We start from the raw sequence: 22,992 nt of genomic DNA on the forward strand, positions 1-22,992 counted from the left end.
ATCTCAACGGAGGAACCATGCCAGAATTACCAGAGGTAGAGACTAGCCGCCGCGGTATTGAGCCGCATCTGGTCGGTGCGACTATTCTTCATGCGGTTGTCCGTAATGGGCGTCTTCGCTGGCCGGTTTCCGATGAGATCCATGCGTTAAGCGACAAACCGATCCTCAGCGTTCAGCGTCGCGCCAAGTATCTGCTGCTGGAGCTGCCCGACGGCTGGATTATTATCCATCTGGGGATGTCCGGGAGCCTGCGTATCCTCACTGAAGAACTGCCAGCGGAAAAGCACGACCACGTCGATCTGGTCATGAGTAACGGCAAAGTGCTGCGTTACACCGACCCAAGACGCTTTGGCGCATGGTTGTGGACTAAAGAACTTGAAGGTCACAGCGTGCTGGCGCATTTGGGGCCAGAGCCGCTCTCAGACGCGTTTAATGCGGAATACCTGAAAGAGAAGTGTGCAAAGAAAAAAAGCCCGATTAAGCCATGGCTGATGGATAACAAGCTGGTGGTCGGCGTGGGGAATATCTATGCCAGTGAATCACTGTTTGCTGCCGGGATCCATCCCGATCGGCTGGCCTCTTCGCTGTCTGCGCAAGAGTGCGAGCTGCTGGTGAGGGTGATTAAAGCGGTGCTGCTGCGTTCCATTGAGCAGGGCGGAACAACGCTGAAGGACTTCCTGCAGAGTGACGGTAAGCCCGGTTATTTTGCTCAGGAGCTACAGGTATATGGCCGTAAAGGTGAGCCATGCCGCGTGTGCGGAACGCCGATTATCGCAACGAAGCATGCCCAGCGCGCCACGTTTTATTGCCGTCAGTGCCAGAAATAGGGCTACTTTAACTTTTCCATCAACGCCTGATGGACGTTAACCGGCAGGAAATGGGTCACATCGCCGTGATGCCGTGCAACTTCTTTCACCAGCGTGGAAGAGATAAATGACCACTCTTTGGAAGGCATCAGAAACACGCTCTCCAGCTCTGGCATCAGGTGGCGGTTCATGTGCGCCAATTGCATCTCGTACTCAAAATCTGCCACTGCGCGTAAGCCGCGGATCAGGATATTAGCCTGCTGGGTGCGGGCGAAATTAGCCATCAGGTCACTGAAGCCCACCACCTCAACGTTCGACAGATGTGAGATCGCATCGCTGGCGAGCTGTACGCGCTCGGGCAGATCGAACATCGGTTTCTTACTGGGGCTGGCGGCTATCGCCAGAATCACCTTGTCAAACATACTCGCCGCACGGGTGATAATATCAAGATGACCGTTAGTGATGGGATCGAAGGTACCCGGATAAATCGCTTTTGTGCTCATGGCTCACGTTTTCTCTGAGTAGCCGCGGCTAAGCGCCCACAGCTCGGTGTATTTGTTGAAAGTATACTGGGCATTCACCACCGCCAGTAACCAGCCCTGTTTACCATCCAGAACGCCGCCACGTAGCAGCAGCGTTTTCAGAAACGCGCCCAGCGTGTGGGTGAAGATACCGGTCAACGTGGCCTTCTTGCCGCGCTGATGACGTTCCTGCGCCCATGCGGTGGCATAGTTGAGCTGTTTACGCTGGAAGCTGGCGAAATCGCGGCAGGTCAGGTGCAGTAAATCACCGTTTAAGGCGACTACCGGGGCGGTATCGCAGGCCAGGGACTCATGCACCAGGTTATCGTTGTACTGATAACGCTCGCGCTCGTACAGGCGCATCACGCGGTCAGGATACCAGCCGCTGTGGCGCATAAACCGGCCGAGAAAGTAGTTACGACGCGCGATGCTGTACACCGCACCTGGCTGCGGCGCAGAGAGCACACTCTGAATCGCCTGCTGGAGTTCTGGCGTGATGCGCTCGTCGGTATCGAGCATCAGGACATAATCACCAGTGGCGTGTCCCTGCGCGCGCTGGCGCTGGATGCCATAGCCTTGCCAGTCTGTGTCGATAAAGACCTTTGCGCCCGCAGCACGGGCAACATCCACCGTGTTGTCCGTGCTGCCGGAATCAAGCACGACAATTTCGTCGGCCCAGGCGACAGAGGCCAGGCAATCGGGAAGCAGGTCGGCGGCGTTTTTGGCGATCATCACGACCGACAGACGCTGAGACATTAGTGGCTCCGCTGAGGCAGATAAGGTTGCAGAAGCTGCAGCAGACGGGTCAGTGCGCCCTGGTTCTGATGCAGCACTTCGACGGCATGGCGACCGTACCACAGACGGTAATCTTCGTCGGTCAGTAAGGTCGAAACCTCTTTGACCACTGAGTCCGCATCGGTCACGGTAATTAAACCATCGGCTTGCTGCAATTTAGCGCAGATATCTTTGAAATTAAATGTATGCGGCCCCATCAGCACCGGAATCGCATGCGCCGCTGGCTCCAGCGGGTTATGACCACCGCGCTCGACCAGGCTGCCGCCGACAAAGGCGAGGTCGGCAATGCCGTACAGCAGCATCAGTTCGCCCATCGTATCGCCAATCACCACCTGGGTGCTGCTGGACGGGATCTCGCCGCTGCTACGCAGGGTGAAACTGAAACCGCCTTTTTGCACCATCTCGCGGGCGTCTTTGAAACGTTCCGGGTGACGAGGCACCAGAATGAGCAATAAATCCGGGAATTTTTCCAGCAGCTTACGGTGTGCTTGCAGGATGATCGCTTCTTCGCCGTCGTGGGTACTGGTCGCAATCCAGACCTGACGACGCGGCGCCCACTGGCGGCGCAGTGTCACCGCTCGGGCAGCGAGTTCAGGTGTGACCGAAATATCGAATTTCAGACTGCCGGTTACCGCGAGCTGATTGCGCTTAAGACCAAGAGAGACAAAGCGTGCGGCATCTTCTTCATTTTGCGCGGCAATCAGCGTGATCTGGCTCAGCAGGCGGCGCATAAATTTGCCCAGCTTGCCGTACCCTTTCGCCGAGCGTTCTGACAGGCGCGCGTTGGCAATCACCAGCGGAATTTTACGGGCGTGCAGGGCGGAAATCATGTTTGGCCACAGTTCGGTTTCCATCACGATCACAAGCTTTGGGCGAACAGTATCGAGGAAACGGTTCATGGCGCAGGGCAGGTCGTAGGGCAGATAGACGTGATGCACGTCTTTACCAAATGCGGACATCACGCGCTCGGAGCCGGTTGGGGTCATGGTGGTGACGGTGATCGGCAAAGAGGGATAACGATGGCGCAGGGCGCGTACCAGCGGAATAGCCGCCAGCGTTTCGCCAACGGAAACGGAATGCAGCAAAATACCGTCCGGCGCGACTTTATTGCGGCAGAAGCCATAGCGCTCCGCCCAGCGTTTACGATACGCAGGTGCTTTACGGCTACGAAGCAACAGTCTCAGCCACACCAGTGGCTGAATGATGTAGAGCAGGGCGGTATACAACAATTCCAAGCGATTATCCGTTTTTTTAGTTTCGGCGGGCAAATTCTAAGCATTTAAGCCAGGTAAAGCTATCTCTTATGCCAGATACCGCTTTAAACGGAAATAACGGCGACCCAGTCGCCAGTGCTGGCGAAGCCCACGGGCGTTTTTCCAGATAAGCGTCCAGATCCCGCGATCGAATAGCTCCTGAATAATTTCACGCTTTTTGGTCACATCGCCAATGTTGTTAATCGCGTGCAGAATACCCAGACCCTCTTTCGCGATTTGCCACTGGCAGGCCGGCACGCGGCGCACGGCATCCGGATAGCGCTGGTTGATAACGTCCAGCATCTCAAGGATTTTCATATAGTGACGCGCGTTACGCATCCGCGTGTCATCCGTACCCGGCGTGTGTGATACCGAGGCGGAATGGATGAGATAGTCGTAGAACGTTTCGTCGGTGTACTGAACGCGTTTGGCGGTCAGCAGCACTTCGGTCGTCCATGGGATATCCTGGTGACGCAGTCCATGCTCAAACGTGAACCCCTGCGCTTTAATAAAGGCGTGGCGGTAAATATTCAGCCAGGTCACATGCAGGAATTTACGCGATGCCAGCGCGCGCTGAAGCCAGGTTGGGCCGTCCAGCACGTCGGTGGACTGCAGCTTGTCGGACGGGAAGATTTTTTTCGACGGTCTGCCGTCATCGTAAATATAGGTGCCGTTACAGGTGGCAACGTCGAGATCGTTTTTCTTCGCCATCTCAAGCAGGCGTGGGTACATGCCCGGGTAGATCACATCGTCGATGTCCGGAAACGCGACATATTCGCCAGTTGCCTCTGCCAGACCGGTGTTACGGGCGGCAGAGACGCCCTGGTTGGCCTGTTCGATAACCTTGTAATACGGGAATTCACTGGCATATTGCGCAATGATGGCCGCAGAGTTATCACTTGACCCATCGTCCACAACGACCAGTTCCAGACTGTCCAGATGTTGAGCTTTGATGCTGTCGAAAAATGCACTCAGGAATTTTTCACCGTTATAGACGGCGACTACAAGGCTCAATAAAGGTGTGTCGGACATGCTTTCTCCGTTGTGTTCAGGGCAGGCCACCCATGTTGGTGGTACCATTCGTGCTGTATTATATCCGGTGGATACTAAAAACATATGCCTGGAGGGACAAAGATCCCCTCAGGCGGCAAATTAGCGTCATGCTGGCGAGATTCTTAACAGGAAATGTATGCATATTGTTCACACTGAAGCAGACGGCGGCAAAGGCGGACAGCCTCTGCGCATTATTAACGAATCGCTCGGGATGATTCAGCGTGGCCATCAGGTGACCCTTCTTTGCCCGGAAACTGCACCGCTGCATACGCTGGCGCGTGATGCTGGGTTGACGGTTGTCACGATGCCGTTGAAACGTAAGAACCTTAAAAACCTGCAGTTGCTGCGCCGCTGGCTGAAGGATAACCGCCAGTCTATTGATGTCATCAATAGCCATAACTCGGCGGATACCTGGCTGGTGGCACTGGCGAATCTGACGCTCTCTAATCCTGTGCCACTGGTCCGTACCCGCCATGCTTCAGGTGTACCGCGTAACAACTGGACGACGCGCTGGCTGTTCCGTAAAGCCTGTGCGCATATCGTCACGACCGGTGAAGCGCTGCGCCATCAGGTGGCGAATATTGGCGTACCCATGTCCCAGAGTACATCGGTGCCGAGCGGGGTGGATACGCAGCGTTTCCGCCCGGGAGATAAGCACGAAGCCCGCGCGCACTGTGGTTTGTCGCAGGAGGATTTCTGGCTGGGCGTAGTGTCGCATCTGCGTCCGAACAAAGGCCACAGCGTGCTGCTGCGCGCTCTGGCGAAAATCGACAATCCGCAGATTAAGCTGGCGATCGTCGGTGAAGGTCCGCATAAAGCGACGCTGGAACAGGAAATTGTCTCGTTGGGATTACAGCAGCGTGTGGTGATGGCGGGGCATCAAAGCGATCCGGAGAGCTGGTTCCCGGCGTTTGATATTGCGCTGAGTCCTTCCCACGATATGGAAGGTGTCCCTCAGGGCGTCCTGCAATCGCTGGCATCTCGCATTGCCACCATCGCGACCGATGCAGGCGGGACGGGAGATGCGGTGATTGATGGTCAGACCGGAATTCTGGTCGCACAGCGTGATGAAAACGCGCTGCACGATGCCATCGTTAAGCTGTATGACGATGCATCCCTTCGCGAGAAGCTGGCGCAGCAGGGTTATGATTACCTGAGCACCCACTTTACTCGCGAATGTATGCTGGACGCGATGGAGAAAGTCTTCTCTGAAGCGGCTCAGCGCAGCAGATCGCGATAAAGCGCCTGTAGCTCTTTTGCCATTCTGTCCAGGGTGTAGGGTTCAGCCGTTGCGCGCGCCGCCGCTGAATAATCCACGCCCTGGTCACGGCCTTGCAGCCAGTGGGCGATAGCCTGCTGGTAGCCTTCACTGTCGAGCGCGTCGCGCACCCAGCCGTTTTGACCTTCAGTTACCCACTCTGCCGCGCCGCAGCCGTGGCTGGTGAGCAGCGGCAGACCGCAGGCCAGCGCTTCCACGCAGACGTTCGGGAACGGATCGTAGAGCGTCGGCAGGATCAGCGCGTCCGCCGTGCCGTAAACTTCCCGCACATCCGCAACCGGCCCCAGGAAACGCACGCGTGATGCCACGCCGAGCGCCTGTGCCAGCTTTTCAAATTTGCGTGCGTGTTTATCGCGACCAGCAACCAGCAGCCAGACGTCAGAATGCGGGACAATGGCCCGTAGCGCGGTGGCCACGCCTTTACGGCTGAAGCCAGACCCGACATACGCCAGCACTGGCGCATCCTCCGGTATGCCGAGCGCAGTGCGCTGCGATAACGAGCGGACATCCGGGCTGAAATGCGCCGTATCCACGCCGTTGTAGATCACCGTCAGTTTGTCATCCGACAAGGCAAAGCGGCGGGCGATGTCATCGCGCACCATCTTTGAGTTGCAAATAACGGTGCGCAGCTGCGGATGGGTAAACATCTGCGCTTCGGCCTGCAAAATATAGCGGTGGTAACGGCTGAATGACTGTGCCCAGCGCGCCAGCGGCGACAGAATGCGGCCATACTGCTCAAGCCAGGTGGCGTGTACGCCGTCGCCTGCGCGGAAAATAGTGGCCCCGGGAATACGCTCATGACTTTGCACAATATCGAACTGAGCAAAATGCGAGGCCGCTTCCACCGCAAACCCGGATTCACGGGCGATACGGTTACGAAACGGCGGATTTACCGTCAGCGTTTTCCAGCCTGAGGCATCTTCCCACTGGCGGGCGATCAGCGTGACATCCAGGGTGGTGTCCTGAGCCAGCACGTTCAGCGCGCGGGAAACGAAACGCTCCGCGCCGCCGTTGGGGTTGTAGGTCTGTCGGACGATCGCCAGCTTCATGCAGGATATTCCAGCAGCAGGGTATCAATCGCGCTCAGCACCTGTTGCGGGGTAATGGCGGTGATGCAGTCGGAAACGCCACCGTCACCGCAGCCCGCCTTGCCGCAAGGCTGGCAGGTGAACCCGGCAGCGATCACGCGGTAGTTTACCCCCCACGGTGCCCACTTGATTGCCCCGGTTGGGCCAAAGATAGCTACGGTCGGGGTTCCTACGGCACTCGCGAGGTGCATCGGCATGGAGTCAACGCCGAAGTAGATACGCGCGTGCTTCATCAGGGCGCCCAGCTCTTTCAGGTTCAGCTGACCGCTTAAATCAAACACCGGCTGGGTCAGCGCCGCACGCAGCTCATCCATATACGCGGTTTCTTCTTTCGACGGCGCGGCTGAGAGGATAATCGGCAGGCCGCGAGCCGCCAGGTTATCGATGGTTGCCGCCAGCTTTTTGATATCCCAGGCTTTAAACATCCAGCGCGACGTCGGGTGCACCAGAATGTAGGATTTACTCTCCAGGCCAAACCCGGCCAGTTTCTCAGCAACGGAGGTTTCCGCCGCATCGCCCGGTACAAACAGGGTATTTTTGTCTTCAGCAGACTGTGGGTGGATCCCGATCCGGCGCAGGGCGTCCAGGTTCACCTCCACCATATGACGGCTGTTGTCCTGAATTGCCGGGTAGAGCGTGGTGAAGGATTTCACCCAGCGACGACGTGCCAGACCACTGCGTTTATCCGGCTTAAAGCCGACGGAGACGCGCGGCTTCAGCCGACGCGCCAGACGCGCCCCGTGCCAGTGTTCGGTCAGGTTAATCAGCACATCGTACTGACGTCCTTTCAGCGTGTTGACCAGGGCGCGATACAGACGAAACTGTTCGAGCCAGCCCTTTTTGCGCCAGTTTCGACCAATGGTATGCACCTGATCGATATGCGGATGGCTGGTCAGCATCGCCTGCGTGTCGTCGTAGACCAGCGCGTCGACTTCGACGTTCGGCCAGTTCTTTTTCAGCACGGTAAAGACCGGCGAGGTAAGCAGCACGTCACCGTGGTGACGCAGCTTAACGATCAGCACGCGCTTCGGTGGGCGCTCCGCTGAGAAAAAATCAGACATAGGCTCTCTCTGCTGCCAGCAAAGGCTCTAATTGTGCAAATACCGCAGCGGCGCTGAGGTCGCTCAGCTGCGATGAATGTTCCGGACGGCAGACATATTGATTTTTTCCGTAGCCGCCGATAAGACCCGGATCCGTTGGGCCGTAAAGCGTAATATTAGGTCTATCCAGCGCGGCCGTCAGGTGGCTCAGGCCAGTATCTACCGATACCACTGCCGTCGCGCCCGCCAGCTCTTGTGCCACGCCGTCGAGCTTCATGCGTGGCAAGACGTCCACGTAATCAAACCCTTCCGCCAGGCGTCTGGCGCGCGCTTCTTCATGCGGGGCACCCCACGGCAGTTTGATGCGCAAACCTGCTGTGCCCAGTAAACCAATCAGCTCACGCCAGTGGGTTTCCGGCCAGTGTTTGTCATCCCGGGTAGTGGCATGGAGGAAAATGAGATAAGGGGAGCTATTTTGCCGTGAATTGTGAAGAAAATGCTGTGAAATGGCGTAATCACCCTGCACTTCAGGTTTTGTATAGCCCAGGCTTTTGGCAAACAGTTCACGGGTGCGTTCCACCGCGTGCTGCTGCTTTGCGATAGCGTGGCGGCGGTTATAGAACAGGCTCGCCAGCGGTTCACGGGCGCTGTGCCAGTCCATGCCGTGCTTTACGCCGTGTGCCAGTCGTGTTACCAGCGCAGCGCTTTTGACCAGCCCTTGCGCGTCGATAATGGCATCGTACTGCTGAGCCTGCACCGCATCACGAAACGCTTTGCGTTCGGCTTTAATCGGTGCCGAGAACCACGCCTTACGCCAGCGGCGGATAGCCACCGGGATCACACGGTCGACCGCTTCATGCCAGGTGGGGATCTGCGCGAAGCCTTCTTCCACCACCCAGTCAAAACGAATGCCGGGAATGGCCTGCATGGCATCCGTCAGCGACGGCAGCGTATGCAGAACATCGCCCATCGAAGAGGTTTTAACGATCAATACCCGCATCCGTTATCCTTCTTCGCTCAACAGCAGTTCGTTAAGCTCTTCCAGCACGCGCTCTGGCGTAATGTCGATCAGGCTCTGGTGATAGCCTTCCGCCGCATCGCCTTTACGCACTTTGTGGTAGCCGGTGATCAGGCGAATGACACGCGCTTTGTGGGACAGCGGCGGGGTAAAGTCCGGGCTGCTTGGGCCATACAGCGCAACCAATGGGCGATTTAGCGCCGCGGCGACGTGCATCAGACCGGAATCATTAGTGACCACGGCTTTACAGGCAGCAATCAGAATAACCGCTTGCTCCAGCTGGGTTTCCCCGGCCAGGTTGCGGCACCAGGCCTGCTGTTCTGTGCTCAGCGTGGCAAGGATTTCGTTACCGGCGTCGTGATCTTTTGCCGAACCGAACAGGACAATCTGGTAGCCTTCGTCAATCAGCTGTTTTGCCAGCTCCGCATAGTGATAGTGCGGCCAGCGTTTTGCCGGGCCGAACTCTGCGCCAGGGCAGAAGCCGATCATCGGACGTTCGGCCGAAATGCCAAATGCGTTGCAGGTCTGGGATTTTTCGCCATCGTTAACCTGCAACTGCGGCCACAGCAGCGGCTGCGGCAGATCTTTCGCGCTGCGCATCACGCCTTTGTCGTAGGCCAGCGCGACATAGCGCTCTACCATCAGCGGCCAGGCCTCTTTATCCAGCACGCGGGCGTCGTTCAGCAGACCGTAACGCATTTCACCGCGCCAGCCTGTACGATGAGGCACGCCTGCAAAGAAAGGCACCAGGGCAGATTTGAAGGAGTTGGGCAGCACGTAAGCGCGATCGTAACGCTTCTCGCGCAGGCTGTGGCCGAGCTTGCGGCGTTCGCCGATTTCCAGCGCCCCGTGGCCGAGCGGCATTGGGATCGCCTCGTTAACTTCCGGCATACGCGATAACAACGGACGGCACCATGCAGGTGCCATCACGTCGATTATCGCCTGGGGATAGCGCGCCTTGAGCGTGCGATAGAGACTTTGCGACATCATCATGTCGCCCACCCATGACGGGCCGATCACCAGTATCTTCATGCTTGTTTCTTACGCGTCGCGGTTCAGCCAGACCATATATTCCGTTACGCCTTCCGCAACGGTCTTGAACGGCTTGTCATAACCTGCTGCGCGCAGGTTGGTCAGATCAGCCTGAGTGAACGCCTGATAGCGGCCTTTCAGTTTATCCGGGAACGGAATGTACTCAATGCTGCCTTTTTTGTGGTACGCCAGGGTCGCGTCTGCAACAGCCTGGAAGGATTCCGCACGGCCCGTACCCAGGTTAAAGATGCCAGACACGCCGTTTTCCCAGAACCAAAGGTTCACCGCAGCAACGTCGCCTACGTAGACGAAGTCACGCTTAAAGCCGTCGCTGCCTTCGAACAGTTTCGGACTTTCACCATTATTCAGTTGGGTGTTCAGATGAAACGCGACGCTTGCCATGCTGCCTTTATGCCCTTCGCGCGGCCCGTAGACGTTGAAGTAGCGGAAGCCCACAATCTGGGAGTTCGCTTCAGGCAGAACCTGACGCACGTATTCGTCGAACAGGAACTTAGAGTAACCGTAGACGTTCAGCGGCTGCTCATATTCGCGGGATTCGATGAAGTCTGACGTGCGACCGCCGTAGGTTGCTGCAGAAGAGGCATACAGGAACGGAATTTCACGCTCCAGGCAGTAGTGAAGGATCTCTTTAGAGTACTGATAGTTGTTGTCCATCATGTACTTGCCGTCCCACTCGGTGGTGGAAGAGCACGCACCTTCGTGGAAGATAGCTTCGATTTCGCCGAACTCTTCACCTGCCATAATCTGGATAAGGAAGTCTTCTTTATCCATATAGTCAGCGATGTTCAGATCCACCAGGTTGACGAACTTGGTGCCGTCTTTCAGGTTGTCAACCACCAGGATGTCGGTGATGCCTTTGTCGTTGAGAGCCTTAACAATATTGCTGCCGATAAAGCCTGCGCCGCCGGTAACGATGATCATAACTGTACCTTTGAAGTGTGGGGGCCGGGGACAATCCCGGACGCTAATGTGCTTATCATATCATTAGTATGGCTGCCCTTCAGCCATTCACCGACATAGCACAAGGGTACACGTGATTTATGCTGCAAAAACGAGAAGAGATAATGTGTCATCTCGTCATGGACTATAGCTTTGGGTAATATGTCCCGAAATTTGCCGAGTCTGGAGAATTGCAATGCGTGGTGATTTTTACAAACAGTTAAATAGCGACCTCGAAACTGCACGTGCAGAAGGGTTGTTCAAGGAAGAGCGTATTATCACGTCTGCTCAGCAGGCAGACATCACCGTTGCCGATGGCAGCCATGTGATCAACTTTTGTGCGAACAACTACTTAGGTCTTGCGAATCACCCTGAGCTGATTGCCGCTGCGAAAAACGGCATGGACACCCACGGTTTCGGCATGGCTTCCGTCCGCTTTATCTGCGGTACCCAGGACAGCCATAAGCAGCTTGAGAAAAAGCTGGCGAGCTTCCTCGGAATGGAAGACGCCATTCTGTACTCCTCCTGCTTCGACGCCAACGGCGGTCTGTTCGAGACCCTGCTCGGCGCAGAAGATGCGATTATCTCCGACGCACTGAACCATGCTTCCATTATTGACGGCGTTCGTCTGTGCAAAGCGAAGCGTTTCCGTTACGCCAACAACGACATGGTTGAGCTGGAAGCGCGCCTGAAAGAAGCGCGTGAAGCGGGCGCTCGCCACGTGCTGATCGCCACCGACGGCGTGTTCTCCATGGACGGCGTGATTGCCAACCTGAAAGGCGTGTGCGATCTGGCGGATAAATATGATGCGCTGGTGATGGTTGATGACTCTCACGCGGTCGGTTTTGTCGGTGAGAATGGTCGTGGTTCCCACGAATACTGTGACGTGATGGGGCGTGTGGACATCATCACCGGTACGCTCGGTAAAGCACTGGGCGGTGCGTCTGGTGGCTATACCGCTGCGCGTAAAGAGGTGGTTGAGTGGCTGCGTCAACGCTCCCGTCCGTACCTGTTCTCCAACTCCCTGGCGCCGGCCATTGTTTCTGCCTCTATCAAAGTGCTGGAGATGGTGGAGTCTGGGGCGGCGCTGCGTGACCGTCTGTGGTCCAACGCCCATCTGTTCCGTGAAAAAATGAGCGCCGCAGGCTTTACCCTGGCCGGTGCTGACCACGCCATCATCCCGGTCATGCTGGGTGATGCGGTAGTCGCACAAAACTTTGCCCGCGAACTGCAAAAAGAAGGGATTTACGTCACCGGGTTCTTCTTCCCGGTGGTGCCAAAAGGTCAGGCGCGTATCCGCACCCAGATGTCTGCGGCGCATACGCCTGAACAAATTGAACGTGCGGTGGAAGCCTTTACCCGCATCGGAAAACAGCTGGGCGTAATTGCCTGAGGACGTGTGATGAAAGCGTTATCCAAACTGAAAGCGGAAGAAGGGATTTGGATGACCGACGTGCCGGAGCCGGAAGTCGGTCATAACGATCTGCTGATCAAAATTCGTAAAACGGCTATCTGCGGTACTGACGTTCACATCTACAACTGGGACCAGTGGTCGCAGAAAACCATTCCGGTACCGATGGTGGTGGGTCACGAATATGTCGGCGAAGTGGTGGGTATCGGCCAGGAAGTAAAAGGCTTCAAAATTGGCGACCGCGTCTCCGGTGAAGGCCATATTACCTGCGGTCACTGCCGTAACTGCCGCGGTGGGCGTACGCACCTGTGTCGTAATACCATTGGCGTGGGCGTAAACCGTCCGGGCTGCTTCGCGGAATACTTGGTGATCCCGGCGTTTAACGCGTTCAAAATCCCGGATAATATCTCTGACGATCTGGCCTCTATCTTCGACCCGTTCGGCAACGCGGTACACACGGCGCTTTCATTTGACCTGGTCGGTGAAGATGTGCTGGTTTCCGGCGCAGGCCCAATCGGGATTATGGCGGCAGCGGTGGCGAAGCACGTTGGTGCGCGAAATGTCGTGATTACCGACGTGAATGAATACCGTCTGTCACTGGCACGCAAAATGGGCGTGACCCGCGCGGTGGATGTCTCTAAAGAGAGCCTGAGCGATGTAATGGAAGAGCTGGGCATGACCGAAGGCTTCGACGTAGGCCTGGAGATGTCCGGCGCGCCACCGGCGTTTCGCACCATGCTGGATACCATGAACCACGGTGGTCGTATTGCCATGCTGGGTATTCCACCGTCAGATATGTCTATCGACTGGAACAAGGTTATCTTCAAAGGGCTGTTCATCAAAGGCATCTATGGCCGTGAGATGTTTGAGACCTGGTACAAGATGGCTGCACTGATCCAGTCTGGCCTGGATCTGTCGCCAATTATCACTCATCGTTTCTCCATTGATGAATTCCAGCAGGGCTTTGACGCAATGCGTTCAGGCCAGTCCGGGAAAGTTATCCTGAGCTGGGATTAACCTGCTCTCAGGCACCCGTTTTTACGGGTGCCCTTACACTTTTTAGCGGTTTGACTTTCCAGGGGTTACTTGTTAACTTCTGGCGAATTTTTCTCCACCTAGTCTTCTCCGCACGTTCATTCTTGCAGTCATAATGATTACGTCAGGAAAGATTTTGCCAGGCTAATCAGGTCATTATGTCGACATTGTTTTCGCAAAAGTTGGTTGATACCCCTCCACGGCTTGCCGCTTTTTTAACGGTAGTGATTTCTCTGCTAATAGTCATTGGCGTAAATATTATCAATGCCAAATATAATGCGGTGATTAACCGTACGCTGGTTTTTGCCCTGATATTGCTGACACTGAAATGTATAAACAATAAATTAATCAGAAATGTACTGGCGATTATTTTATTAATTCCGGTTGCGGCAGATATTACTTTACAGTTATACGCATGGAATAATTTCAATTCAGCGTTTAGCTATGGGTTTGCGCTGAGCGTACTCAACACGACACCAGGTGAAGCAAGTTCGATGCTCGGCTTGTACTGGCGCGATTGTCTGACCTTTATTGCCCTGTCTGCATTATTTATTTATACCGCCAATACCGGCATGTGGCCTGTCGCACCGCGTTTTCGTCGCTGGCCAGCCATCGTACTTGTCGTCACGCTGCTGTCTTTTTATGGTCAGGCGTTACAGCACCAGCTCCGGAAAAGCAGTGTTGAAAGTCTGGCGCAGCGTGTGGTTCAGGCGACGCCTGTTAGCACGGCAAAAGTTTTCATGCAGGCGATTGAAGATAATGCAGTAGTCGCCAACATCGGTAACAACATCCCTGATTATAAGATCGCGCTAACCGAAACCGGCATCGAAAATTATGTGCTGATCATTGGCGAGTCCGAGCGTACGGCAAATATGGGTATCTATGGTTATCAACGAGATACTACACCGGAGCTGGAGAAGCAAAAATCGCAGCTTTTACTGTTCCGTAATGCTGTGACGCCAGCACCGGTTACAATTATGGCCGTGCCACTGGCGTTGACCGCTGATGCCGTGAATGCGCGCGATCCGAAAAAATATGGCGATAACGTCATCAATATCGCGAATAAGGCGGGATATGATACTTACTGGTTTAGTCGTCAGGGCAAGGGTGGGGCGCATAACAACGTCATCACCGGAATTGCCATGAACACCAGACAGCATGAATGGATTGACGGCGGCTACGATGAAGACCTGCTGCCTCTGTTGCAGAATGCGCTTAAAACACCGGGCAAAAAACTGGTCGTCCTGCATTTATATGGGAGCCATGAGCCTTCCTGTCGACGTTTCCCGGCCAGTGAGGCGGTGCTACACGGTGATAATGAAGCCGATGATTGTTATGACAACTCGGTGCGCTATACGGATAAGTTGATGGGCAAGGTGTTTAGCTTGCTGGAAAACTCGCGCTCTTCGGTCATGTATTTCTCCGATCATGGCCTGATTCGCGATCCGAAGCGCGCTGTGGCTTACTCTCATGGCAACGTTAATCCTCCGAGAGAAGCTCTGCATATCCCGGCGTTTATCTGGTATGGACAACAGGTTGATTCGGATAAAAAGTATACCGGAGATTACAATACCGTTTGGTCTGCTGATGACGTTAATACGCTTGCTGAACTGTGGCTTGGGATCCACCGTCAGGGAGAGCCTGTTCAGACGGTACAGTCCTGGCTTGCGGGTTACAATAAGGATGTTACCGTGCTGGACACAACCGGGAAGTCCTATGACTGGCGTAATATTCGTTAACACTGGTGCGATAAACTTGTTTTTAGCGGTGTGCTAGCCTGCTTTACTTTTAGTAAATGGAATGATGATGATTAATGTAGAACGAGATAAGGTCCAGTTTGCATTGTTGCAATTACTCTTCGGACTGTGCGCGCTTGCTTTTGGTTGCGTCGTGGTTTCACCTAATTTATCCGCGAAAATTTTGGGGCTGGCGGGTATAACCGCATTAGTGATTTTCTTGTTGGATATTAAAAACTTCAGAAAGAATGATGCATTCTGGCTTTGTCTGGTTCTGCTGATCATCGGGGTTTGCGATCTGATCTGGTACCGGATGTATAAGGTTGATAGCGAAGCGATCAACTCGTATCGCGCTTACCTGGAAGTCGGGAAAATCTGCCTGTTTGGGGCTTTCTCCATTTTTGTGTTTGTAAACCGTAATCAGCTCAAAGTAGGCTGCAATAAGATCCATATGTTACTGGTCATCGCATTGCAATTGATGATCGTTGCCTACGCCGGGTACCAACATCTGTTTCTTGAAAACCAAAGGGTAACGCTCTCCCTTGCTGGTGGTGCGGATGCGACAGGGGCTGCTTATACCATTGCATTTATCTCGTTCTACACGATTCTGGTGCTACAACACAGTTCAAGCAGATGGAAAGAGCTGTTTATCCTTGGGCACTTTTTTATTACCTTCCTGGTACTGGTGGCGACAGAAACGCGTGCCGCCATTCTGACCTATCCGATTATTTTCTTCGGTTTGCTGGTGGTGAAGCTGTACAAGGAAAAGCATATCCCGTGGAAAGGGGTTTCTGTTTTCCTGATTGCATTGTTGGCTGGCGCATTTATGATGAAGGACAGCCTGATTCAGCGTTATCATGACTTTAATAGCGACATCGTTTCCTATGATAAAGCGAACAGTGTCACTTCGGTTGGCGCCCGTTTAGCGATGTGGAAGTCGGGGCTGATAGCATCTAAAAATAATTATTTGTGGCAGTCTACAGATGAGCGGAACACTATAATCCTGGAAGAAATAAAAAAGGATCCAAGCTTGTCAGGCGCATTGGGTTACATCCGTGGTCATCTTCATAATGAAATCATTGAAACACTCTCTTTAAAAGGCCCTTCAGGCATTATTCTTTATATTCTTTTTGTGATATCGCTTGGCTGGTATGCACTGCGTAAACGTAAAAGTATTATTCTTTTCGCTTTCCTCGTTTCGATAGTTATGTTTGGAGTGGGCGGCGTAATGTTCTATTCTAAAACAACGCCTGTTGCCTGGATGCTAACACTTATAATGTCGATTGTTTTCCTGGAACAAAACAAACATCGAACGGTCATTAAGTAATCATTTTGATTCTCCATCGGGAAAAAGGTATTCTCCCGATGGAGAAATATCTTTTACCAGACGAGCACGCCATGAACGAACTGATTTCAGTAATCATCACTACTTACAACAGAGAGGAGTTGCTGGAACGCGCAATTCGTTCAGTTATTGCTCAGACATATCCTGCGGTAGAACTGGTTATTGTGGATGACTGTTCTAATGAAAAAACTGCGCAACTTATTGAGCGTATGCGCGCGGAGTGTGAAGCGCGCTTCGTGCATTTCACCTACGAACGTAATGAGAAGAACAGCGGTTCCAATTTCAGCCGCAACCGGGGTTACGCACTCTCGCACGGCGTGTTTGTCACCGGTCTGGATGACGACGACTATTTCCTCCCTGAGCGTTTATCAAAGCTGGTTTCGCGCTACGATGAAAACTATGCCTTTGTCACGGATACGCCTGCCCGACTGGATAAAACTCACCGCACCTATCCAGATACCAACGATAAAAGAATCATTGGTTTACAGGATATCCTCTGTGAAAACGTGGTGGGTAATCAGGTACTGACAACAAAAGAGAAACTGTCAGGTGTGGGTGGTTTTTCCCCTGAGATTAAACAACAGCAGGATCGCGATGTCTGGATTAAATTAATCCTGAAATATGGTCCTGGTATTAAATATAGTTTTAGCACTGCCATGGTGGATGCTGAGCACGGCAGTAATCGAATTACCTCGCAAATTAAAAAATATAATGCTTACCGGAAGCTCTATTTTAAATATCGTGAGCATATGTCTGAGATTACGCGCAGTAATAATCTTTTTCAACTTATGTCGTTTCGCGGTTTTAAATCTACACGTATGAACTGTTTATTACGTGGACATAAAAAAGACGCGAAGCTAAGAATGAAACTATTCCGCCGTACGTTAAAAGAGTTGTTCTGAATTTGATTAGGTGAAATGATGAATATCAATGTAACGAACAAACTTATCAAGAAAACACATCGTTGGCACAAAAAAACGGGTCTTTCTCTTTTTCAGCGTGCGGCAAGTCATTTCGAACAGAAGAAAAAAGAGATGATTTTTAGTGTTATTGATGAGCTGAAGGTTCAGTCTGAGGATTTAGACGTAACGGAACCGATGCAATCGCGTATCATCTGGATTTGCTGGTTTCAGGGGCTGGAGAGTGCACCTGAGTTAGTGAAACGTTGTATTGCATCTGTTTATAAACATACTGATGAGTTTAAAGTCATCATTATCACTGATAAAAATTTCTCAAATTACCTTTCTCTACCTTCTGATATCATTGAAAAATATAATTCTGGATTAATTGGGAAAGCTCACTTTTCGGATGTATTGCGTTGTTGTTTGCTTCATGAATACGGTGGTGTTTGGCTTGATGCTACTATATTCTTGACTCGAAAATTATCCCCTTCTCTCCTTGATTTGTCATTTTGCTCGTTGCGTTTTAATCATCCAGAAAATTATTTGTCCATCAGTAATGGTTTTTGGACAACTTATTTTCTTGCATCCAAAAAAAATGATTACTTGATCGGTTGTATAATGAATACCCTTATAAAATACTGGCAAAAATATGATGTGGCCATTGATTATTTTTTGATGGATTATGTTTTTTGCTATTACTTAGAGAAAGACTCGATTGCTCAAAAAATTATTTTTGCACAGCCTGTTCTGGGGGAAAGACGCTTCTTACTTAAGCATAATATGAACAATAGATGCTCTATTGAGTTAATAGAAAAATTTAAACAAGATAATACCGGAATTTATAAATTATCTTATAAAGAATCTTACCGCACTTCGGACAACGGTCAGCCAACCGTGTACAGCAAGATCCTTGATGGTACCTTCCATCTGGAGTAAGAGAAAAGCCTCCTTCTGCAAGGTGGCTTTTTGTTATCAGGATTTCTTACCCCATCCCTGCCATTGCTGCTGAACGTATTTCACCAGCGTGCTTTCTCCAATGCTTTCGCCAATCACCGAGAAGAAGCGGGTCGCGTAGACCGGCGCTGGCGGCTGTTTTGGTTTGCAACTCTTCACGCCGCGGAACGGATTACGTGGAGCTGTCGGAGCGGGCTGGGCCGAATTCGGTGTAGAGGTGTCCACCTGCGGTTCATTCAGCAGGTCGCTCGGGCGTACCAGAGTGATGTCAGATGGTAATGTCGGCAGCATCTGTTGCAGAACACGGACGGTAGACGGATGCGGGTGACCGATAGCAATAGCTGAGCCATTGCGTCTGGCCAGCTGCACGGCACGATTGAACTGCACGCGAATGTCCGCTTCGTTTTGCGTATCATCCAGGAACACTTTGCGCTTAATCACCTTCACACCCGTTCCCTGAGCGGCGCGCATCGCCTGGCTGTTGCCAATCGTCATGCTATCGAGGAAGTAGAGGTTGTAGCGCTCCAGCGCCTGCATCACCTTGAGCATCCCATACAGGCTCGATGTCATCGCGCTGCCCATGTGGTTGTTCAGCCCTACGGCATACGGCACTTTGTTGTATGCGTCGCGGATGATGCGCTCGATCTCATCGCTGCTCATATCCGGGCGCAGTGTATCTTTTTCCAGTGGCTGCTTGCTGAGCGGTGCCATCGGCAGATGGATGAGAACCTGATGTCCACTGTTATGGGCTTTGGTCGCCATTTCGCGCGCGTGCGGCGCATTGGGCAGGACGGCAACAGAGATGGCTGACGGCATGGCCAGCACCTGGTTTTCAGTTTGCGGACGATAACCGAAGTCATCAATCACAATGGCGAGTTTACCGGCGTATACCGGTGCAGCCAGCGCCAGTGCGCTGGCGACGGAGAAAACAATTCGACGAAATTGAAGCAAAACTTATCTTCCCAACCACGGCTGTGGATTGACCGCCTGACCCTGGCGACGAATTTCGAAATAGAGTGACGGGCGGCCCTGACCGCCACTGCTGCCCACAAGGGCGATGGGTTGGCCGGCGCGCACCTGCGTGCCGACGCTGACCAGTGCGCTCTGGTTGTAGCCGTAAAGACTCATATCACCTTTACCGTGTTCGACCACCACTACCAGCCCGTAACCCTGTAGCCAGTCGGCCAGAATCACGCGGCCATCGGCAATGGCTTTCACTTCGCTACCTTCAGACGCACCGATAACTATCCCTTTCCAACGTAGCTCACCCTGCAGCTGTTCGCCATAACGATGCAGAATTGAACCACGTACGGGCCAGTACGCCTGGCCGCGAGGAGAGCCCAAACCACCGGTTCGCGACATCAGGGAACGTTCGCTTTCGCTTGGTTTGTAGGTTGTCCCTTTGCGGGATGCTTCCTGCTGTTTGTCGCGAACGGCCTGCGCCTCGCGGGCCTCTTTGTCGGCGCGAGCTTTCGCCGCGGCTTCCGCCCGAGCGATGCTGTTGCGCAGTTTTGATTCGTTGGCACGCATTTCGCTCAACTGGCTCTGCCCTTCCTGAATGGAGGACTCAAGGCCAGAAAGCGTTTTCTTACGCTCGTTACGTGCCTGCTCGAGTTTTGCCTGCTGGGCCTGCTGATCGTAGAGCAGCGTCTGCTGCTGGCTCTGCTTTTCTTCCAGCTCGGCTTTTTGCGTGGTGACCTCTTCGCGCGTCTGTTTCAGCTGCGCGATAGTCTCCTGACGCGCCTGGTTCAGGTAGCCAAAGTAAGCCTGCAGGCGCTGACCACGCTGGCTCTCTTCACCGCTGAGGATTAGCTGAAGGCCGGTGTGCTCACCCTGGCGGAATGCGGCATCAAGCTGCGCTGCAAGGTTGCGTTCCTGCGCATCACGCTGACGTTCCAGTTTGGCAATCGACGCGTTCATCTCGTCGATCTGTTTATTCAACTGGGCGAGGGTGTTTTGTGTTTCACGGAGTTTACGCGTGGCGGCGGAGATAGCCTCTTCCTGCTGTTTAAGCTGAGCAAGCAGCGACGCGCGTTGCTGTTGTTGCTGACGTACCGCACGCTCTTTGGCGGCGATATCGGCCTGAATAGATTTGAGCTGGTCGCGGTCATCCGCGTGGGCGGATGCGGCGCACAGCAATACGCCAGCGCTGAGTGCGCTGGCGTAAAACAGAGGTCTGACTGATAACCTAAGCGGCTTCACGACCCATGTGATTGAAAAAATCGCCTTTCCCCTCATGGGGAGCGATTATTCCACGATGAACAGCGGCTTACCAGTCATCTCTTCAGGGATCGGCATACCCATCAGCGACAACATGGTTGGCGCGATGTCAGAAAGCTTGCCGCCTTCAACTGCTTTCAGGGCTTTATCACCGACATAAATCAGTGGAACAGGCAGGTTGGTATGGGCAGTGTGTGCCTGGCCGGTTGCCGGGTCGCGCATCTGTTCAGCGTTACCGTGGTCAGCGGTGATCAGGAGCTGACCGCCAACAGATTCAACGGCTTTCGCGACCTGATCAACACAGTGATCCAGCGCTTCAACTGCTTTTACCGCCGCTTCCATGACCCCGGTATGGCCAACCATATCGCCATTTGGGTAGTTACAGATGATGGTGTCGTACTTGCCGCTCTCGATGGCCGCAACCAGTTTTTCGGTCAGTTCCGCAGAGCTCATTTCTGGCTGCAGATCGTAGGTGGCCACTTTCGGCGAGTTGATCAGAATACGGTCTTCGCCTTTGAACGGCTCTTCAACGCCGCCGTTGAAGAAGAAGGTCACGTGTGCGTATTTTTCAGTTTCGGAAATACGCAACTGCGTTTTGTCGTTCTTCGCCATCCACTCACCAAAAGTATTGGCCAGCGAGGCTGGTGGATATGCGCATGGGGCTTTGATGTCTGCCGCGTATTCAGTCAGCTGGATGAAATCGAGGTTGACCACTTTCTTACGGGCAAAACCGTCGAAATCGCTGTTAACGAACGCACGGGTGATTTCACGCGCGCGGTCAGCACGGAAGTTCATGAAGATCAGCGCGTCGCCATCTTCCATGGCGGCATCAGCCTGGCCTTCAGCACGAATGACGGTCGCTTTCACGAATTCGTCGTTTTCATCACGTGCATAAGCCGCTTCCAGGGCTTCAACGGCGGTGGCGAACTGGAACTCACCTTTTGCCAGGGTCATCAGGTCATAGGCCTGTTCAACGCGATCCCAGCGATTGTCGCGGTCCATCGCGTAGTAACGACCAATAATGGACGCCACACGGCCTTTACCCAGCGCGGCGAATTTCTCTTCGAAGGCTTGCAGAGAGCCTTTTGCGCTGCGTGGTGGCGTATCGCGACCGTCCAGGAAGGCGTGCAGATAGATTTTTTCCGCACCGCGCTCAGCGGCCAGTTCAACCATCGCCATGATGTGATCTTCGTGGCTGTGAACGCCGCCAGCAGAGAGCAGGCCCATGATGTGAACGGCTTTGCCTGCAGCCACGGCTTTATCTACCGCGCCAGACAGAACAGGGTTGGAGAAGAAGGTACGTTCTTTGATTTCAACGTCCAGGCGGGTCAGATCCTGATACACGATACGGCCCGCGCCCAGGTTCACGTGACCCACTTCGGAGTTACCCATCTGGCGATCCGGCAGACCGACTTCCAGGCCGGATGCGTCAATCAGGGTATGGGGACGTTTTGCCCACAGTGCATCCATGACCGGGGTTTTGGCGTTGAAAATGGCGTTATCCTGTTGATCTTCACGGTAGCCATAGCCATCCAGAATCACCAGTACCATAGGTTTTTTAGAAACCGACATTGCGACAACCTCATGCTCAAGAGACGAAAAATTTGCGTAATTTTACTACAGCTGAATCGATCAAATAGCCGCAGAAGATCAAAGAATGCGTAGGGGTAAGGCGCTTCTCTGGTCATTTTGAGGCTTTTTTTTCGTGGCATGCCGCAGAAAATGGATTAGCTTAATGTCGCTGGCTGTATTTGCCACAACGCACAGGTATACTCCTGTCCTGGTTTTTTTAATCACTTAGTCGGGAGTTGTTACCCCCCATGCAAGAAATTATGCAATTTGTTAGCCGCCACCCGGTTCTGAGCATCGCGTGGATTGGCCTGTTGGCCGCTGTGCTGTTCACTACCTTTAAAGGGCTGACGTCTAAAATTAAGGTGATCACCCGTGGTGAAGCCACGCGCCTGATCAACAAAGAAGACGCTGTGGTTGTCGATCTCCGTCAGCGTGATGATTTCCGCAAAGGCCACATCGCAGGTTCTATCAACCTGCTGCCTGCTGAAATCAAAGCGAACAACGTTGGTGAGCTGGAAAAGCATAAAGCCCAGCCAATTATCGTCGTGGATGGTACTGGCATGCAGGCGCAGGAATCGGCTAACGCACTGCACAAAGCAGGTTTCGAAAACGTAACGGTACTGAAAGAAGGTATTTCCGGCTGGAGTGGGGAAAATCTTCCTTTGGTTCGCGGTAAATAAGGAGTTCAGTGATGGCCAATATTGAGATCTACACCAAAGCAACCTGTCCGTTCTGCCATCGTGCGAAAGCACTGCTTAACAGCAAAGGCGTCACGTTCCAGGAATTGCCAATCGACGGTGACGCGACAAAACGCGAAGAGATGATTCAACGTAGTGGTCGCACGACGGTTCCGCAGATTTTTATTGATGCGCAGCACATTGGCGGCTGTGATGACTTGTATGCGCTCGACGCACGTGGTGGACTCGATTCCCTGCTGCGCTAAGAGACTTTAGGACAATTAAAAAGGGTTTT

22 protein-coding genes are annotated in these 22,992 nt (G+C 53.3%); 10 read left to right on the plus strand and 12 right to left on the minus strand.

Annotation, left to right across the window (positions count from 1 at the left end; genetic code table 11):
* The first annotated feature begins 17 nt into the window (after positions 1–17).
* A complete protein-coding gene (gene mutM, locus AAHF05_RS00560; RefSeq protein ID WP_028017858.1) occupies positions 18–827 on the plus strand; it encodes a bifunctional DNA-formamidopyrimidine glycosylase/DNA-(apurinic or apyrimidinic site) lyase in 810 nt (269 codons plus the stop codon).
* 2 nt (positions 828–829) lie between these two features.
* On the opposite strand, the gene coaD is transcribed toward mutM, so the two are convergent.
* The 4 genes from coaD to AAHF05_RS00580 all read right to left on the minus strand — a co-directional run bounded on the left by coaD (position 830) and on the right by AAHF05_RS00580 (position 4,407).
* On the minus strand, positions 830–1,309 hold the full coding sequence (coaD, locus tag AAHF05_RS00565) for a pantetheine-phosphate adenylyltransferase (protein WP_129324339.1): 480 nt from the start codon (positions 1,307–1,309) through the stop codon (positions 830–832).
* A 3-nt stretch (positions 1,310–1,312) separates the two neighbouring features.
* Positions 1,313–2,083, minus strand: a complete 771-nt coding sequence (locus AAHF05_RS00570; protein WP_129324338.1) for a glycosyltransferase family 2 protein — start codon at positions 2,081–2,083, stop codon at positions 1,313–1,315.
* Entirely contained in the window at positions 2,083–3,357 is a 1,275-nt protein-coding gene (gene waaA, locus AAHF05_RS00575) for a lipid IV(A) 3-deoxy-D-manno-octulosonic acid transferase (RefSeq protein WP_129324337.1), read from the minus strand. The genes AAHF05_RS00570 and waaA overlap by 1 nt, the downstream gene beginning before the upstream one ends.
* 66 nt (positions 3,358–3,423) lie before the next feature.
* Positions 3,424–4,407: a glycosyltransferase gene (locus AAHF05_RS00580; RefSeq protein WP_129324336.1), complete on the minus strand. Its 984-nt coding sequence runs from the start codon at positions 4,405–4,407 to the stop codon at positions 3,424–3,426.
* Between the two features lie 157 nt (positions 4,408–4,564).
* Here AAHF05_RS00580 and AAHF05_RS00585 point away from each other — a divergent pair, with 157 nt between their 5' ends.
* Positions 4,565–5,668 (plus strand): glycosyltransferase family 4 protein, encoded by a 1,104-nt coding sequence (locus tag AAHF05_RS00585; protein WP_129324335.1) that lies wholly within the window; start codon positions 4,565–4,567, stop codon positions 5,666–5,668.
* Here AAHF05_RS00585 and AAHF05_RS00590 read toward each other — a convergent pair.
* The 5 genes from AAHF05_RS00590 to rfaD are packed head-to-tail and all read right to left on the minus strand — an operon-like array spanning position 5,647 to position 10,827.
* The gene (locus AAHF05_RS00590) at positions 5,647–6,756 is read right to left on the minus strand and encodes a glycosyltransferase family 4 protein (RefSeq protein WP_129324334.1); all 1,110 of its coding nucleotides are present in this window, start codon (positions 6,754–6,756) and stop codon (positions 5,647–5,649) included. The two genes, AAHF05_RS00585 and AAHF05_RS00590, sit on opposite strands and share 22 nt — an antisense overlap.
* Positions 6,753–7,856, minus strand: coding sequence for a putative lipopolysaccharide heptosyltransferase III (gene rfaQ / locus AAHF05_RS00595; RefSeq protein WP_129324333.1), 1,104 nt, complete (start codon positions 7,854–7,856; stop codon positions 6,753–6,755). Before rfaQ ends, AAHF05_RS00590 begins: the two co-directional genes overlap by 4 nt.
* Positions 7,849–8,835, minus strand: a complete 987-nt coding sequence (gene rfaC, locus AAHF05_RS00600) for a lipopolysaccharide heptosyltransferase RfaC (protein ID WP_129324332.1) — start codon at positions 8,833–8,835, stop codon at positions 7,849–7,851. Before rfaC ends, rfaQ begins: the two co-directional genes overlap by 8 nt.
* 3 nt (positions 8,836–8,838) lie before the next feature.
* On the minus strand, positions 8,839–9,885 hold the full coding sequence (gene rfaF, locus AAHF05_RS00605) for an ADP-heptose--LPS heptosyltransferase RfaF (RefSeq protein WP_028017867.1): 1,047 nt from the start codon (positions 9,883–9,885) through the stop codon (positions 8,839–8,841).
* 9 nt (positions 9,886–9,894) lie between these two features.
* Positions 9,895–10,827, minus strand: a complete 933-nt coding sequence (rfaD, locus tag AAHF05_RS00610; protein WP_028017868.1) for an ADP-glyceromanno-heptose 6-epimerase — start codon at positions 10,825–10,827, stop codon at positions 9,895–9,897.
* Positions 10,828–11,041: 214 nt separating this feature from the next.
* On the opposite strand from rfaD, the gene kbl reads away from it, so the two are divergent.
* The 6 genes from kbl (at position 11,042) to AAHF05_RS00640 (ending at position 18,210) form a co-directional block, all read left to right on the plus strand.
* Entirely contained in the window at positions 11,042–12,238 is a 1,197-nt protein-coding gene (gene kbl / locus AAHF05_RS00615; RefSeq protein WP_129324331.1) for a glycine C-acetyltransferase, read from the plus strand.
* 9 nt (positions 12,239–12,247) lie between these two features.
* Positions 12,248–13,273 (plus strand): L-threonine 3-dehydrogenase, encoded by a 1,026-nt coding sequence (gene tdh / locus AAHF05_RS00620; RefSeq protein ID WP_028017870.1) that lies wholly within the window; start codon positions 12,248–12,250, stop codon positions 13,271–13,273.
* A gap of 176 nt (positions 13,274–13,449) precedes the next feature.
* Positions 13,450–15,030, plus strand: coding sequence for a phosphoethanolamine transferase (locus AAHF05_RS00625; protein ID WP_129324330.1), 1,581 nt, complete (start codon positions 13,450–13,452; stop codon positions 15,028–15,030).
* Between the two features lie 61 nt (positions 15,031–15,091).
* Positions 15,092–16,354, plus strand: coding sequence for an O-antigen ligase family protein (locus AAHF05_RS00630; RefSeq protein WP_332617784.1), 1,263 nt, complete (start codon positions 15,092–15,094; stop codon positions 16,352–16,354).
* Between the two features lie 71 nt (positions 16,355–16,425).
* On the plus strand, positions 16,426–17,274 hold the full coding sequence (locus AAHF05_RS00635; RefSeq protein WP_128348855.1) for a glycosyltransferase: 849 nt from the start codon (positions 16,426–16,428) through the stop codon (positions 17,272–17,274).
* A 15-nt stretch (positions 17,275–17,289) separates the two neighbouring features.
* Positions 17,290–18,210, plus strand: a complete 921-nt coding sequence (locus AAHF05_RS00640; protein ID WP_332617790.1) for a capsular polysaccharide synthesis protein — start codon at positions 17,290–17,292, stop codon at positions 18,208–18,210.
* 36 nt (positions 18,211–18,246) lie between these two features.
* Here AAHF05_RS00640 and AAHF05_RS00645 read toward each other — a convergent pair whose 3' ends face one another.
* From AAHF05_RS00645 to gpmM, 3 genes are read right to left on the minus strand one after another with little or no spacing between them, the layout of a single operon-like run.
* On the minus strand, positions 18,247–19,179 hold the full coding sequence (locus AAHF05_RS00645; RefSeq protein ID WP_049006975.1) for a divergent polysaccharide deacetylase family protein: 933 nt from the start codon (positions 19,177–19,179) through the stop codon (positions 18,247–18,249).
* A gap of 3 nt (positions 19,180–19,182) precedes the next feature.
* Positions 19,183–20,442: a murein hydrolase activator EnvC gene (gene envC, locus AAHF05_RS00650; RefSeq protein ID WP_241697877.1), complete on the minus strand. Its 1,260-nt coding sequence runs from the start codon at positions 20,440–20,442 to the stop codon at positions 19,183–19,185.
* Positions 20,443–20,475: 33 nt separating this feature from the next.
* Positions 20,476–22,020, minus strand: a complete 1,545-nt coding sequence (gene gpmM, locus AAHF05_RS00655) for a 2,3-bisphosphoglycerate-independent phosphoglycerate mutase (RefSeq protein WP_129324328.1) — start codon at positions 22,018–22,020, stop codon at positions 20,476–20,478.
* Positions 22,021–22,268: 248 nt separating this feature from the next.
* Between gpmM and AAHF05_RS00660 the strand changes: the two genes are divergently transcribed.
* Positions 22,269–22,700: a rhodanese-like domain-containing protein gene (locus AAHF05_RS00660; RefSeq protein ID WP_028017878.1), complete on the plus strand. Its 432-nt coding sequence runs from the start codon at positions 22,269–22,271 to the stop codon at positions 22,698–22,700.
* 11 nt (positions 22,701–22,711) lie between these two features.
* Positions 22,712–22,963 (plus strand): glutaredoxin 3, encoded by a 252-nt coding sequence (gene grxC / locus AAHF05_RS00665; RefSeq protein WP_129324327.1) that lies wholly within the window; start codon positions 22,712–22,714, stop codon positions 22,961–22,963.
* Positions 22,964–22,992: the final 29 nt, after the last annotated feature.

Source organism: Enterobacter adelaidei, from assembly GCF_041937165.1.
In the GTDB taxonomy this organism is placed as follows: Bacteria; Pseudomonadota; Gammaproteobacteria; order Enterobacterales; family Enterobacteriaceae; genus Enterobacter; species Enterobacter adelaidei.